General features: G+C 68.6%; 12 protein-coding genes and 1 pseudogene. 2 read left to right on the forward strand and 11 right to left on the reverse strand.

Annotated features, from left to right (window positions below):
- Positions 1 to 110: 110 nt before the first annotated feature.
- The 8 genes from trxA to MM440_RS12090 all read right to left on the reverse strand — a co-directional run bounded on the left by trxA (position 111) and on the right by MM440_RS12090 (position 9,882).
- Positions 111 to 563: a thioredoxin gene (gene trxA / locus MM440_RS12055; RefSeq protein WP_241444556.1), complete on the reverse strand. Its 453-nt coding sequence runs from the start codon at positions 561 to 563 to the stop codon at positions 111 to 113.
- Positions 560 to 3,196: an ATP-dependent chaperone ClpB gene (gene clpB / locus MM440_RS12060; protein ID WP_241444557.1), complete on the reverse strand. Its 2,637-nt coding sequence runs from the start codon at positions 3,194 to 3,196 to the stop codon at positions 560 to 562. The genes trxA and clpB overlap by 4 nt, the downstream gene beginning before the upstream one ends.
- Positions 3,187 to 3,507 (reverse strand): chaperone modulator CbpM, encoded by a 321-nt coding sequence (locus MM440_RS12065; RefSeq protein WP_241444558.1) that lies wholly within the window; start codon positions 3,505 to 3,507, stop codon positions 3,187 to 3,189. Before MM440_RS12065 ends, clpB begins: the two co-directional genes overlap by 10 nt.
- Positions 3,504 to 4,481, reverse strand: a complete 978-nt coding sequence (locus tag MM440_RS12070) for a DnaJ C-terminal domain-containing protein (protein WP_241444559.1) — start codon at positions 4,479 to 4,481, stop codon at positions 3,504 to 3,506. The genes MM440_RS12065 and MM440_RS12070 overlap by 4 nt, the downstream gene beginning before the upstream one ends.
- The gene (locus MM440_RS12075; RefSeq protein ID WP_241444560.1) at positions 4,481 to 5,032 is read right to left on the reverse strand and encodes a nucleotide exchange factor GrpE; all 552 of its coding nucleotides are present in this window, start codon (positions 5,030 to 5,032) and stop codon (positions 4,481 to 4,483) included. Before MM440_RS12075 ends, MM440_RS12070 begins: the two co-directional genes overlap by 1 nt.
- Before the next feature lie 5 nt (positions 5,033 to 5,037).
- Complete coding sequence (gene dnaK, locus MM440_RS12080; protein WP_277626645.1) at positions 5,038 to 6,933, reverse strand: molecular chaperone DnaK; 1,896 nt, start codon at positions 6,931 to 6,933, stop codon at positions 5,038 to 5,040.
- Positions 6,934 to 7,039: 106 nt separating this feature from the next.
- Positions 7,040 to 7,906, reverse strand: coding sequence for an MEDS domain-containing protein (locus MM440_RS12085; protein WP_241444682.1), 867 nt, complete (start codon positions 7,904 to 7,906; stop codon positions 7,040 to 7,042).
- 845 nt (positions 7,907 to 8,751) lie between these two features.
- Positions 8,752 to 9,882 carry an NAD(P)/FAD-dependent oxidoreductase gene (locus tag MM440_RS12090; protein WP_241444562.1) on the reverse strand — a complete coding sequence of 377 codons (1,131 nt, stop codon included), beginning with the start codon at positions 9,880 to 9,882 and terminating at the stop codon, positions 8,752 to 8,754.
- A gap of 277 nt (positions 9,883 to 10,159) precedes the next feature.
- On the opposite strand from MM440_RS12090, the pseudogene MM440_RS12095 reads away from it, so the two are divergent.
- Positions 10,160 to 10,687 (forward strand): annotated as a pseudogene (locus MM440_RS12095) (IS256 family transposase); the annotation flags it as partial.
- 98 nt (positions 10,688 to 10,785) lie between these two features.
- Here MM440_RS12095 and MM440_RS17630 read toward each other — a convergent pair.
- Both MM440_RS17630 and glnA read right to left on the reverse strand, forming a co-directional pair.
- Positions 10,786 to 10,920, reverse strand: a complete 135-nt coding sequence (locus MM440_RS17630; RefSeq protein WP_420914161.1) for a DUF4192 family protein — start codon at positions 10,918 to 10,920, stop codon at positions 10,786 to 10,788.
- A gap of 169 nt (positions 10,921 to 11,089) precedes the next feature.
- Positions 11,090 to 12,514 carry a type I glutamate--ammonia ligase gene (gene glnA, locus MM440_RS12100; RefSeq protein WP_241444564.1) on the reverse strand — a complete coding sequence of 475 codons (1,425 nt, stop codon included), beginning with the start codon at positions 12,512 to 12,514 and terminating at the stop codon, positions 11,090 to 11,092.
- 259 nt (positions 12,515 to 12,773) lie between these two features.
- Here glnA and MM440_RS17405 point away from each other — a divergent pair, with 259 nt between their 5' ends.
- On the forward strand, positions 12,774 to 13,214 hold the full coding sequence (locus MM440_RS17405; protein ID WP_241444566.1) for an RDD family protein: 441 nt from the start codon (positions 12,774 to 12,776) through the stop codon (positions 13,212 to 13,214).
- A 23-nt stretch (positions 13,215 to 13,237) separates the two neighbouring features.
- Here MM440_RS17405 and MM440_RS12110 read toward each other — a convergent pair whose 3' ends face one another.
- Entirely contained in the window at positions 13,238 to 13,975 is a 738-nt protein-coding gene (locus tag MM440_RS12110) for a DUF4191 domain-containing protein (protein WP_241444567.1), read from the reverse strand.
- Positions 13,976 to 13,988: the final 13 nt, after the last annotated feature.

Genomic DNA, 13,988 nt, shown 5'->3' on the forward strand with positions numbered 1-13,988 from the left:
TCAGGGGGTGCCGAGCTTCACGCACTCCGCGCAGGCGTGCTGGGTGGGTAGCGGCACGGGCCGGATGACGCCGATGTGCGGGTCGGCACCGAAGCCTGTAAAGTGCGCGGTCATCGCTCCCCGTTCGGCAGCCTTGACTCGACCCACGAGCGCAGTAAGTGCTCCGGAAGGGCGCCGATCTGGGTGTCGACCACCTCTCCGTGCTCGAGTAGGACCAGCGTCGGGATCGACTGGACCCCGAACCTACGGCTCACGATCGGGTTCTCGTCAGCGTCGACCTTGACCAGCTTGAGGTTGCCCGCCAGCTCCCCAGCCAGCTTCTCCAGGGCCGGGCTGACCATCCGGCATGGGCCGCACCACGGAGCCCACACGTCGACCAGCACCGGGATGCTCGACTCATCCACGACCGCGTGGAAGTCAGCGTCGTTCGCGTCCACCACCCAGGGCAGCGGAGTGCTGCACCTCCCGCAGCGTGGCGTGCCCTCGGCCACCGCCGGCACGCGGTTCCTGGCTCCGCAGTTCCCGCACACGACCGTAGCCGTCCTCTGAGCGTTCGCGGTCATGCCCCGGCCTGCCCCTGCGTCGGACTGCTGGACGCGGTCACCACGAGCTCCCCGTTGGCCACGTCCACCGAGATCGTGCCCCCGTCCGCCGCGTCGCCGCGGATCAGCGCTCGGGCCACCTGGGTCTCCACCTCACGGGAGATGTATCGCCGCAGCGGGCGGGCGCCGTACGCCGGGTCGAAGCCCTGTTCAGCGATGAACCGGCGCGCCTCGGTCGTGACCTCAAGGGTGACCCGCATCTCGGCCAGCCGGACCCGCAGCTCCTCGAGCTGGAGGTCGACGATGCGCTCGATCTCGGCCAAAGTCAGCGGCTTGAACATGACGATCTCGTCGACGCGGTTGAGGAACTCGGGGCGAAAGTGCGACTGCAGGGTGCGCATCACCATCGAGCGGGCGTCGTCCTTGACCTCGCCACCAGCGGTGACCCCCTCGAGCAGGTACTCCGAGCCGATGTTGGAGGTCATGATCAGCACGGTGTTGCGGAAGTCGACGGTGCGGCCGTGGGAGTCGGTCAGCCGGCCGTCGTCGAGCACCTGCAGCAGCGTGTTGAAGACGTCGACGTGGGCCTTTTCGATCTCGTCGAGCAGGACGACGGAGTAGGGCTTGCGCCGCACGGCCTCGGTGAGCTGGCCACCCTCCTCGTACCCGATGTAGCCCGGGGGTGCCCCGACCAGCCGGCTGACGGTGTGCCGCTCCTGGTACTCGCTCATGTCGATCCGGACCAGGTTCTCCTCGGTGTCGAAGAGGGCCGTGGCCAGCGTCTTGGCCAGCTCCGTCTTCCCCACGCCTGTGGGGCCGAGGAAGATGAACGACCCGATGGGGCGATGCGGGTTCTTGATGCCGGAGCGGGCGCGGACGACGGCGTCGGCCACCAGCTGGACCGCCTCGTCCTGGCCGATGACCCGCTCGTGGAGCACCTCGTCGAGCCGGAGCAGCTTGTCGCGCTCTCCCTCCTGCAGGCGGGTGACCGGGATCCCGGTCCAGCGCGACACGATGTCGGCGATCTCGTCGGCGGTCACCACCTCGCGCAGCAGCCGGCGACCGCCCTGCTTGCCCGCGAGCCGCGACTCGGCCGCCTCCAGCCGCCGCTGGATCTCCGGCAACCGGCCGTGCCGCAGGGACGCTGCCCGGTTGAGGTCGTACTCACGCTCGGCCCGCTCGCTCTCCAGCCGGACCTGTTCCAGCTCCTGACGCAGGGACTGCACCTCGCGCAGCGCCAATCGCTCCGCCTCCCACTGTGCGCGCAACGCGTCGGCCTCGGCCCGGGCGTCGGCCAGCTCCTTGCGCAGCTCCTCGAGACGAGCCCTGCTCGCCGCGTCCTCCTCCTGCGCGAGTGCCGCCTCCTCGATCTCCATCCGGGTCACGCGCCTGGTGAGCTCGTCCAGCTCGGCCGGCATCGAGTCGATCTCGGTACGCAGCATGGCGCAGGCCTCGTCGACGAGGTCGATGGCCTTGTCGGGCAGGAAGCGGTCGGAGATGTAGCGGTGGCTCAGCGTCACCGCCGCCACCAGGGCGCCGTCGTGGATCTTCACCCCGTGGAAGACCTCGAACCGCTCGCGCAACCCACGCAGGATCGAGAGAGCGTCCTCCTCGCTGGGCTCGTCGACCAACACGGGCTGGAACCGGCGCTCGAGGGCGGCGTCCTTCTCGATGTGCGAGCGGTACTCGTCCAGCGTGGTCGCGCCGATCATGTGGAGCTCGCCGCGTGCGAGCAACGGCTTGAGCATGTTGCCGGCGTCCATCGCACCCTCGCCGGCGCCTGCGCCCACGACGGTGTGGAGCTCGTCGACGAACAGCAGGATGTGGCCCTCGGCGCTCTGCACCTCGTTGAGCACCGCCTTGAGCCGCTCCTCGAACTCGCCGCGGTACTTCGCGCCGGCGATCAGCGCACCCATGTCCAGGGCGAAGACGGTCTTGTCCCGCAGGCCCTCGGGGACGTCCCCGTCGGCGATCCGCTGGGCCAGCCCCTCGACGATCGCCGTCTTGCCCACTCCGGGCTCGCCGATGAGGACCGGGTTGTTCTTGGTCTTGCGGGACAGAATCTGGACGGTCCGACGGATCTCGGAGTCCCGGCCGATCACCGGCTCGAGCTTTCCCGCCTTCGCGGCCTCGACGAGGTCACGGCCGTACTTGCCCAGCGCCTCGTAGGTCCCCTCGGGCGTCGCAGACGTCACCCGTTGGTGGCCGCGCACCTCGGTCAGCGCAGCCAGGAAGGAGTCGCGGGTCAGGCCCTGGTCCCGCAGGAGCCGCCCAGAGGCTGACTGCGAGCCCTCCTCCACCAGCGCGATCACGAGGTGCTCGACCGAGACGTACTCGTCCTTGAGCCTCCGGGCCTCACGATCGGCCGTCTCGAGCAGCCGCGAGAGCCGCTGCGTGACGTGCACCTGCCCAGGCGTAACGCCCGGCCCGCTGACCCGCGGGCGCCGGCCGAGCTCGGCCTCGAGCTCCTCACGCAGTCGGTCCGGGTCGGCCCCGGCGCGTGCGAGCAGCGGCGCGACGAGCCCCTCGGGTTGGTCGAGCAGCGCGAGCAGCAGGTGCTCGCCGTCCACCTCGGTGTGGCCGAAGCGCAGCGCCTTGGTCTGCGCGTCGTGCAGAGCCTCCTGCGACTTCTGGGTCAGTCTGTTCATGTCCATGGAGCGCCTCCTCGTCGTGTCGTGCGTGGTTGTGCGTTCTCCAGCTCCGCGATCCGGTCGAGCAGCTGGACGACCAGCCCGATGGCGCTGTAGCCGAGGTTCAGGCTCATCCGCAGCCGCTGGATCCTGGCCATCTCCTTCACCTGGGACGGGTCGAACCACAGGCGACCCTGCGCGTCGCGGGTGACCTCCAGCAGTCCCAGCACGACCAGGCGGCGTACGAGCTCCGGATGCACGCCGGTGAGCTGGGCATAACTGTCCAGGCTGAGCCGGTGGGGCCGAGCGAGGACGAAGTGCGTGACCGCTGTCATCGTCTGCTCCTAGCGTCGAAGTTGGACACCTTCGCGAGCTCCTCGAAGAGCCGCTGCTCCTCGTCGGTGAGGGTCTTGGGCGCGCGGACCTGCAGCTCGGCGTAGAAGTTCCCCGGTGTGCCGCGTCGATTGGGAAGCCCACGGCCCTTGAGCCGCAGCCGGCGGTGGCTGGACGAGCCTGCCGGAACCTTCACCGTGGCGGTCCCTCCGGGAGTCTCGACTGGCACCGAGGCGCCCAGGGCCGCCTCCCAGGGCGCGACCGGCAGGAGTGCGTGCAGGTCGCGGCCCTCGACCCGGTAGCGCGGGTGGTCGGCGATCCGGACGACCAGGTAGAGATCTCCGGCCGGCGCCGAGCCGCTGCCCGGGCCGCCCTGACCGCGCAACCGGATCCGCTGACCGTCGACCACCCCCATCGGGATGGTGACGTCGACGGTTCGGCGACCGTCGGCGCCCTCGATGGTGAAGCTGCGCTCGGTGCCGTGGTAGGCCTCCTCAACCGACACCTCCACCTCCGCCTCGTGGTCGGAGCCGGGGATAGGGCCCGGTCCCCAGCCGCCTCGGCCGCGCCCGCCAGGCGCCCGCCCGCCGAAGATCCCCCCGAGCAGGTCTTCGATGTCGACCTCGCCACCGAAGTCGTCGGCTCCGAAACCGCCCGACGGTCCTGCCCCGGACGACCAGCGACCACGTGCGTCTGCCCCGGCTCCGGCGGAACTCCTGGCGCGGCGCCACGCGCCCGGATCCGTGTCGGGAGGCACGCGCCGGAAGTCCTCACCGAAGGCGTCGTAGCGGCGACGCTGCTCGGGGTCCGACAGTACGTCGTAGGCCTCGGCGACGTCCTTGAACCGTTCCTCGGCCCCGGCCTCCTTGTTGACGTCCGGGTGGTTCTGGCGCGCCAGCCTGCGGTAGGCGCGCTGAATCTCGGCGGAGTCTGCATCGCGCGAGACCCCGAGGACCTCGTAGAAGTCCCTTGCCATCAAGACGCCCTGGTGGCCACTACGACCGCGGCCGGACGCAGGAGCCTGTCGTCGGACCCGTAGCCGGGGCGCACGACCTGTGCCACGGTGCCCGGCACCAATCCCTCGCCGGACACGGTACTGACCGCCTCATGCACGGCCGGGTTGAAGGCCCGGCCGCTGTCGTCGCGCCGCGGGTAGCCGAGGTCGGCCATGACGCCGACCGCCTGCGCGAGCACGGCCCGCACGCCCTCGACCACCGACTCGGGGTCGGACGACGCGTGTTCGAGCGCCCGTTCCAGGTTGTCCAATACGGGCAGCCAACTGGACGCCACCGCCGTCCGTTCCTGCTCACGAGCACGGACGACGTCCCGCGCGCAGCGCTTGCGGAAGTTGTCCAGCTCGGCAGCCGTCCGTCGCCAGGCGTCCTCGAGCTCCGCGACCTTGCGCGCGTGGCCGCCCTCATCCGGTGCGTCGTGCGCCTCGTCCCTCGCTTCGACCTCGTTCGGCGGTTCCCCGCTGGCCAGGGCCTCGGTCGGGGCCTCGGTCGTTGCCGCCTCGTCGTCGGACATCACGGTCAGTGAGAGGTGAACTCGGCGTCGATGACGTCGTCGTCATCGCCGTCCGGCGGCGTCTGGCCGGAGGCGCTACCCGACGACCCTGCGGACGGCCCGTCGTCCCGGGACGGGGTGCTCAGCACCTGGCTCATCTGGTGGAGTTCGCCGGTGAGGGCGCGGAGCCGGTCGACTGCTTCGTCGCCCTCCATCGCCTGGCGGGCCTCCTCGACCAGCATCTCTGCCCGGGCGCGGTCGTGCTGTGGCACGGACTCGCCTGCGTCCTCGAGGGCCTTGCGCACCCGGTAGGCCACGGAGTCCAACTCGTTGCGAGCATCGACCCGCTCACGCAGGGCAGCATCCTCACCGCGATGGGTCTCGGCGTCCCTGACCATTCGGTCGACCTCCTCCTGGCTCAGCGTGGAGGACTCGCTGATGGTCACCTCCTGCTCGGCACCGGTGTCCTTGTCCCGCGCCGAGACGTGCAGGATCCCGTTGGCATCGATGTCGAAGGTCACCTCGATCTGGGGCACCCCACGCGGGGCGGGACGGATGTCCTCCAGACGGAACCGTGCCAGCACCCGGTTGTCGGCCGCCCTCTCCCGCTCGCCCTGGAGCACCACGACGTCGACGGCGGACTGATTGTCCTCCGCGGTACTGAAGATCTCGGTCCGCCGGGCCGGGATTGTAGTGTTGCGCTCAATGACCTTGGTCATCACCCCGCCCATCGTCTCCAGCCCCAAGGACAGGGGCGTGACGTCAAGCAGCAGCACGTCCTTCACGTCGCCCTTGATGATGGCCGCCTGGACGGCTGCACCGAGGGCCACGACCTCGTCCGGGTTGACGGTCATGTTGGGCTCCTTGCCGCCGGTCAGGCGGCGCACCAATGCCTGGACGGCCGGAATCCGCGTCGAGCCGCCTACCAGGATGACCTCGTCGATGTCGTCGGCGGTGACCTTGGCGTCCTCCATCGCCTGCTTGACGGGGCCGAGGCAGCGCTCGACGAGGTCGGCGGTGAGCTGCTCGAAGGTGGATCTCATCAGGTTGACATTGAGGTGCTTGGGTCCGGAGGCGTCAGCGGTGACGAACGGGAGGTTGACCGCGGTCTGGGTGACCGCTGACAGCTCCACCTTGGCCTTCTCGGCAGCCTCGAACAGGCGCTGCAATGCCTGGGAGTCGTCGCGGAGGTCGATGCCGTTGGACTTCTTGAACTCGTCGGCCAGGTAGTCCACGATCCGCCGATCGAAGTCATCGCCGCCGAGGTGGGTGTCCCCGGCCGTCGATCGCACCTCGACCACGCCGTCCCCGACCGTGAGGATGCTGACGTCGAAGGTGCCGCCGCCGAGGTCGAAGACCAGCACGGTCTCGTTCTCGAGCTTGTCCATCCCGTACGCGAGGGCGGCCGCCGTCGGCTCGTTGATGATCCGGAGGACCTCGAGCCCCGCGATCCGGCCGGCGTCCTTGGTGGCCTGACGCTGCGCGTCGTTGAAGTGCGCCGGGACGGTGATGACCGCCTCGGTGACCCGCTCGCCGAGGAACTTCCCGGCGTCGTCGACCAGCTTGCGCAGCACTTGGGCGGAGATCTCCTCCGGTGCGTAGAGCTTGCCGTTGACCTGGAAGCGCACCGCGCCATCGGGGCCGGCGACCACATCGAACGAGACGGTGGTCATCTCACTGCTGACCTCGTCGAACTTGTGACCGATGAACCGCTTCGCGGAGTAGATCGTCCCCTTCGGATTCAGGATCGCCTGCCGCCTCGCCATCTGGCCGACCAGCCGCTCGCCGTTCTCGAGGAAAGCCACCACGGACGGCGTCGTCCGGTTGCCCTCCGCGTTCGGGATCACCTGCGCCTGCCCACCCTCCATCGCTGCGATCACCGAGTTCGTCGTTCCCAGGTCGATGCCAACTGCCCTGCCCATGACCACTCCATTCGCCGGAAGTTCGTGTGTGACCATGCTCCTCAGGGGCCACGTCACCGGAATCCCGTGAACGGGTGACCTTTGAGGGGCGAGGTCTACGGCTATCCTATGGAAGGTGATGCTGCAGCGCCAGCACGGTCAGCTCGACTCGCGTGTGGATGTCGAGTTTGCGGTACACGTGCTTCAGGTGGGCGTCCACGGTGTGACGCGAGAGGTGGAGCTCCGTGGCGATAGCGCGGTTGGTCATGCCCGCAGCGACCCCGGCCACGACTCGCAGTTCGCCGTCGGTGAGCGACCCCCACCCTCGGTCCACGTCCTCGTCGCCGTGCGAACCCACCCTGACCATGGGGTACCGGCTCGCCTCGGTGAGGCGGGCCGCGGGGTACTCCGCCGGCCGCAGGTAGTGAGGGTTGTCGATCACCATGCCGTCTAGCAGGACGTTGGGGTGCGTCTGGAGCACCTGGACGAGCATCCTCGCCCCGAACTTGTGGAGGTCGTAGAGACAGATGAGGATGGCGGGCATCTCCTCGACCATGCGGTTGAGGGACGACTCGTAGACGAACAGGTCGTCCCAGCCCGGAACGCCGGGCAGCACCCACGACATCTCGCCGGCGGCTCTGATGAGGTCTAAGTTGTCGGCGATCGCCTTGTCCACGCTGCCGGACAGGAAGCTCACCATGGCCTCGACGCTGAACTCCCCCGAGCGGAGGTATGCGTCCGACGAGCGTTCAACGTCGAGCTGCGCCGAGCGTCGCGAGTAGTCGGCGCCGGGCTGCCCGACGACGCGCTCCCGGACCAGCGCCGGCTCGACGTCGTCGATCAGGCACAAACACTTGTCGCCGTGCCTCAGCCCCTCCTCGAGGAAGGGGTACAACAGCCGGTCGCGCTCGGCCGGACCCGAGTAGAGCGCGCAGGAATGAGTTCCCGAACTCACAGCGCCGACCCCGGGCATTCCGAGACTCAGACCGCTCATGCTCGCCACCGTTCGATGGATCCAATGGATGGATCGCACCGTAGCGCATCCGGCACGGACGGCATCCCATGCCCGAGTCGGCTGGGTGAACGCCCACACGAGCGGAGGCTGTCACGCCCACGAGTTCCGTCAACGTCAGGAGGTCGGCGGACGCCCTCCTCAGCGGGCGTGGCCCTGAACCACGTGGATCAGGGATGTCACGTGGTCCCGGGCCGGTCAGGCTGAGCGCATGGGAGCGTCAGGGCCACGCACCGTGACCAGTGTCTGCCCTCCGACTCGGCCAAGGTGCGACGAGGCTGGTGCTGAGTGGGCCGCCCGGGTCCGGTTCGCCGAGCGGACGGCTCCCTCATCAGGGTCTAACGCGACAGCGGCATCCTCGTCGAGGTGGATGGAGCGGGCGAGACCGGCGAGGTCCGCGGGCGCATCCTCGACGGCCTCGGCGCGAGCTGACCGCGTTCGCCGTCGCCAGACCTGATGGGCTGCGCTGCCCCTGCGATTCCTCACCCGCTCCCGTGAACACGGGATGACAGCCCGGTTCCTGGTCGGCACGGTCGACGCCACGACGCTGGAGCACCGGCCTCGGGTCGCAGTGGGTATCCCGCCGGGCACGTCCCTGGTGGTGGTGTAGCGCTGCGTTCTCCTTCGTGTGACGACTCCCGGAGCGGGTCTTGCGGGACGGTTGCCCACGTGCGCGCGGGACGACCAGCCACCGTCTCATTCAGGGTTGGCTCCGCGGTGTCGGAGAGCGTTCAGTAATCGAAACGTGCCGGGGCGATCAGCTCACGTCGAAGGGTCGAGTGATTCACCCCAGCTGGCTGAGTGCGGCAGCCGTGGGTCACCGGCCGCTAGTCCTGGGCCTCGCCGAGGCGCGCTTCGGGCGTGAGGTCGGCGGAGAGGCCGCCGCCGGTCGCAGCTCGGGCGAGGGCGCGACCCAGCGCTGGTGCCTGCTTGAACAGATTGTGACCGGCCACGAAGAGGACCGAACCGGCCTCCCATACGGCCACGCCGTCCTCACTCCACGGGAGGTCGGTCACCCAGCAGTGGAGGAAGTCGCGCGGCTCTGGGTGGAGGCCGGGCAGTGCCCGTGTCACGTAGTCGCGTGCGCGTTCGTCCAGTGATCGAATGGCCGCAGGGTCGATGAAGGTTCCGTCGTCGCGGACGCCGACGGTCTCGCTGAGTCCGACCGCATAGCTGCTGTTGCCCGGTAGCGGCGTCGCATAGACGCCGACTTCGCCGAAGACGCCGCTGCTGTCCTGCAGGCACGCGACTCGTGCCGGGGCGGCGGCTTTCACGTCGAAGGTCAGCCGGACGTGTGCGGCAAGGCGAACCGGCAGCGACAGGCCGACTGTGCGTGCCAGGCGGGCGGTCTCGCGGCCTGCGCACACGACGACCGTGGAGTAGATAGCCCGGTCGGTGACGCTGCGCACCTCGACCGTCCCCTCGGTGCGGGGGTCGATGGAGATCACCTCCCCGGTGGTGACGGTGTCTCCGAGGGCACCCGCGAGTGCCGTGATCGCGGCGCGGGTGCGGATCGCACCTCCCGACTCGTCGAGCACCGCGGGCCCCGAGTACCCAGCGAGCAGCGGCATTCGCTGGGCGAGCTCTGCTGCATCTAGTTCGTGCGCTTCCACGCCGCCGACCCGGTCGAGCACACGCAGCCGCGCTAGTGCGCTGTCGCCGATCGCCACGACACCGTCTGATGAGACCAGCTCGACGTCGAAGTGTTCGGCCCACTCATCCCATATGCCGCGGCTCTCTCGCGCGAACGCCACGAGTCGCGGGTCGTCGTGGGCGTGCCGGAAGATCCGTGACTCGCCTGCGGACTGACCCGACCCGGGCAGACCCGCCTCGTACAGGCGCACCGGTACGCCCTGCTCCCGCAGCGCATAGGCTGTAGACAGGCCGACGATCCCGCCTCCGATCACTGCTACCTCGGGTGAACGCGTCGTGGCAGCGCCGTCGTCAGTTTCCGTCATCGTGGTTCCTTGTCTATCCGTTGGGCACTTGCGATAGGCGCAAGAGAAGGGGCCGGGGTGCGTCCCATAGCGTGGTGGCATTCCCGCGGTGGTCGCGACGCTGGTGAGGGGGTCATCGCGGGTGCCTCCAGATTCCGCCAAGAACCAAGGACCCGCGATGACCGCTGCCCAGTCTGCCTTGTCTGCTCTGATCGGTGAACTCCTGACCGATCCCGACCTGGCCCACGACCAGGTGTAGGCGTTGTACGCGGTGAGCTGCACCGCCTGGATCGAAGGAGTGTCCACCCGCAAGGTCGACCAGCTCGTCAAGGCCCTGGGCAACGAGTCCGGGATCAGCAAGTCCACCGTGTCCCGCATCTGCGAAGACATCGACACCGCCGTGCACACCTTCTTGACCCGCCCGCTGGACCACACCTGGTTCCCCTACGTGTACCTCGACGCCACCTACCTCGACGTCCGCCACGGCGGACGGGTCGTGTCCCAGGCCGTGGTCACCGCGATCGGTGTCTCAGCCCATGGCCGCCGCGAGATCCTCGGCATGGCCGTCGGGGACAGCGAGACCACCGACTTCTGGACGAGTTCCTGCGCGGCCTGCGCGCGCGCGGGCTGAACCCCAGCAAGCCCGGGCAACGGCGAAGGCGTGGCCCTGGTGATCAGCGACGCCCACGCCGGCCTCAAGGCCGCGGTCAAGGCCGTGCTGCCTGGTGCCGGCTGGCAACGCTCCCGGGTCCACTTCGCCCGCAACGTCACCCAGACCCTGGGCTCGGCGCACTCCAAACCGATCAACGCGCTGATCAGCACGATCTTCGCCCAGACCAGCCCCGAAACGGTCCGCGAGACCTACCACCAGGTCACCGCCACTGTCGACGAGGCCACGGTCCGCGCTACACCACTATCAGGGACTCAACTGAGGTCGATCCGGGCGAGAGGCAGATCGGGGCGAAGCGGTACGAACACGATCGACTCCTCGGGCGTGAACCCGAGCAGGTGCGGGAGCGCTGCGACAAGTTCGTCGGGGGAGTGAATGGAGAGTGTCATACCCCTGAGGTGCGCACACCTTGACGAAGTAGTTGAAACCAAACTTGGGGTGCACTGGGTGCGCACGACAACGGAAAATGGCGTCTGACGCTGCGAGACGTTGAAAAGACGTTTCCGCAGGTCAGACGCCACTTTCGACGACTAACGGAAGAGGGTGAAAACCCTCAAATCAGATGTCGTAGTACATCTCGAACTCGTGCGGGTGCGGCCGGAAGCGGATCGGGTCCACCTCGTTGACGCGCTTCCACTCGATCCAGGTGTCGATGAGGTCCTTGGTGAAGACGTCGCCCTCGAGCAGGAACTCGTGGTCCTCCTCCAGCGCCTTGAGCACCTCGGGGAGCGAGCCGGGGACCTGCTCGATCTGGTCGTGCTCCTCCGGCGGCAGCTCGTAGAGGTCCTTGTCCACGGGCTCCGGCGGCTCGATGCGGTTCTTGATGCCGTCGAGGCCGGCCATCAGCTGGGCGGCGAATGAGAGGTACGGGTTGGCCGACGGGTCCGGGATGCGGAACTCGATGCGCTTGGCCTTCGGCGAGGTCCCGGCGATCGGGATGCGGACGCACGCGGACCGGTTGCGGGCCGAGTAGACCAGGTTGACCGGAGCCTCGTAGCCGGGGACCAGGCGGTGGTAGGAGTTCACCGTCGGGTTCGTGAAGGCCAGCAGCGCCGGAGCGTGCTTGAGCAGGCCACCGATGTACCAGCGGGCGATGTCGGACAGGCCGCCGTAGCCGGACTCGTCGTAGAACAGCGGCGCGCCGTCCTTCCACAGCGACTGGTGCGTGTGCATGCCCGAGCCGTTGTCACCGAAGAGCGGCTTCGGCATGAAGGTGGCGGACTTGCCACCCTCCCAGGCGACGTTCTTGACGACGTACTTGAACTTCATGATGTCGTCGCCGGAGTGCAGCAGGGTGTTGAACTTGTAGTTGATCTCCTGCTGACCGGCGGTGCCCACCTCGTGGTGGCTGCGCTCGACCTCGAGGCCGACCTCGTCGAGGACCAGACAGATCTTGTCGCGCATGTCGGCGAAGTGGTCCACCGGCGGGACGGGGAAGTAGCCGCCCTTGTAGCGGGTCTTGTAGCCCCGGTTGCCACCCTCCTCCTCGCGGCCGGTGTTCCACGCGGCCTCGATGGAGTCGATGTAGTAGAAGCTCGCCTCGGCCGACGTCTTGAACCGGATGTCGTCGAAGATGTAGAACTCGGCCTCGGCGCCGAAGAACGCGGTGTCCGCGATGCCGGTGCTCTTGAGGTACTGCTCGGCCTTGCTCGCAATGTTGCGCGGGTCGCGGCTGTAGGGCTCGTCGGTGAAGGGGTCCACGATCGAGAAGTTCATGATGAGCGTCTTCTCGGCGCGGAACGGGTCGATGTAGGCCGTCGACACGTCCGGCAGCAGCTTCATGTCGGACTCGTGGATGGCCTGGAAGCCGCGGATCGACGACCCGTCGAAGGCCTGACCGGTGGTGAAGAAGTCCTCGTCCAGGGTCTTGGCCGGCACGTTGAAGTGCTGCATGACGCCGGGCAGGTCACAGAAACGGATGTCGACGAACTGGACGTTCTCATCCTTGATGTACGTCAGGACCTCGTCTGGGGTACTGAACACTCGTCCTCCTCGATGGTGCCGGCCCCTCGGTGAGGAGCCAGCCGCGTCTACGGCAGGCGTGCTGGTGCGTTGCCGTTCGGATCAACTCTAGGGCCGGGCGATTTCTCGACCATGACTCGGATGTTTCCACTTTGTTACGGTACGCAGCCAGGACCTGCGGTCACGGGCCCGCTGGTACGGGCTTGCGGTCCCATCTAACCGGTTTCGCCCCCGCGACGGGGCGTCGGAACCGCACCGTGGACTGAAGTAGCCTGGCCGGGTGGCCCAGGCACCCTCGACACCGACCCGACCCGACGACGCGCACCCCGGCGCACGCCTCGGTCTACCGGCCGACGGTCCCGGCTCGATGGCCCGGCTCGGACCGCGCGTGCTGGCGCTGCTGGTCGACTGGATCGTCTGCACGATCATCGCGGTGGCCGTGCTGCGGATGCCCTACCCACCGCACGGCGAGGAGTCGTTCAAGCCGCTGCTCGTGCTCTTCGTCGAGTACGCCCTGCTGGTCGGCACCGGGGGAGCGACCCTCGGGCACCGGCTGCTCGGTCTGCGGGTCGTGGACGAGCACGGCAACCGGCTCGGGCTGGTGGGCGCGACGCTGCGCGCCCTGCTGCTCGTGCTGGTGATCCCGCCGATGGTGTGGGACCGCGACGGCCGAGGCCTGCACGACCGGATCGCGCGCTCGGTGATCGTCCGGGCCCGCTAGGACCCGGTAGACCGCGCAGCGGCTCAGCGGCCGCGCATCGCCGATCGGTTGACCCGGGACTTGGTCGGGTCCATGCCCGCCGGGATGTTCGTGCCCTGGCGCATGGCGTCCATCGAGCGCAGCCGCTTGGCGATGACGGCCGTCTCCTCCTTGGTGAGCGTGCCCCGCAGCAGCTGCACCTTGCGGGTCAGCTTGCGCACCGGCACGGTGTCCTCGCCCTCGCCGACGCGCAGCAGGTGGACGGGGGCGCCGGGCACGAGGCGCTCGACCTTCTTCTTCTCGGCGAGCATCAGCTTGGTGGCGCGGCTCTTGGGGCCCTCGCCGATCAGCACGACACCGGCGCGCCCGACCGTGCGGTAGAGCGACCCCACGTTGGTGAAGTCCTGGCCCTGGGGGCGCCCGTCGATGGCGATCGGCTGCTGCTCGGTGTACCACCCGCCGCGCAGGCTCTGCAGGGCCGCGAGCGCCGCGCCCGGCTTGCCCTCGAGCATCTTGTAGGCCCCGGCGTCGGTGCGCCGGCTCATCACGATCACGGCGGCGAGCAGGGCGAGGAAGAACCCGCCGATGCCCCAGATGATCGGCTGGTGCAGCAGGAACCCGAGGCCCAGCATCAGGGCGAAGACCAGCAGGAAGGCGCCGAGCATCCACCAGATCAGGTGCGGGTCGACCTGCGTGCCGAACTGGTAGGCCTGCTTCATCTGGGCGAACCGGCCGGGCTTCTTCGCCCCCGAGTTCTGGGTGTCCTTGGTGCTCGATGCCATGGCGGGGATTCTA

Source organism: Arsenicicoccus piscis (assembly GCF_022568835.1).
Lineage (GTDB): Bacteria > Actinomycetota > Actinomycetes > Actinomycetales > Dermatophilaceae > Arsenicicoccus > Arsenicicoccus piscis.

Bases quoted from the DNA above. Each gene is read 5' to 3' on its own strand.
- trxA (WP_241444556.1), bottom strand. From the start codon at position 563: ATGACCGCGAACGCTCAGAGGACGGCTACGGTCGTGTGCGGGAACTGC.
- clpB (WP_241444557.1), bottom strand. From the start codon at position 3,196: ATGGACATGAACAGACTGACCCAGAAGTCGCAGGAGGCTCTGCACGAC.
- MM440_RS12065 (WP_241444558.1), bottom strand. From the start codon at position 3,507: ATGACAGCGGTCACGCACTTCGTCCTCGCTCGGCCCCACCGGCTCAGC.
- MM440_RS12070 (WP_241444559.1), bottom strand. From the start codon at position 4,481: ATGGCAAGGGACTTCTACGAGGTCCTCGGGGTCTCGCGCGATGCAGAC.
- MM440_RS12075 (WP_241444560.1), bottom strand. From the start codon at position 5,032: ATGTCCGACGACGAGGCGGCAACGACCGAGGCCCCGACCGAGGCCCTG.
- dnaK (WP_277626645.1), bottom strand. From the start codon at position 6,933: ATGGGCAGGGCAGTTGGCATCGACCTGGGAACGACGAACTCGGTGATC.
- MM440_RS12085 (WP_241444682.1), bottom strand. From the start codon at position 7,906: ATGAGCGGTCTGAGTCTCGGAATGCCCGGGGTCGGCGCTGTGAGTTCG.
- MM440_RS12090 (WP_241444562.1), bottom strand. From the start codon at position 9,882: ATGACGGAAACTGACGACGGCGCTGCCACGACGCGTTCACCCGAGGTA.
- MM440_RS17630 (WP_420914161.1), bottom strand. From the start codon at position 10,920: ATGACACTCTCCATTCACTCCCCCGACGAACTTGTCGCAGCGCTCCCG.
- MM440_RS12110 (WP_241444567.1), bottom strand. From the start codon at position 13,975: ATGGCATCGAGCACCAAGGACACCCAGAACTCGGGGGCGAAGAAGCCC.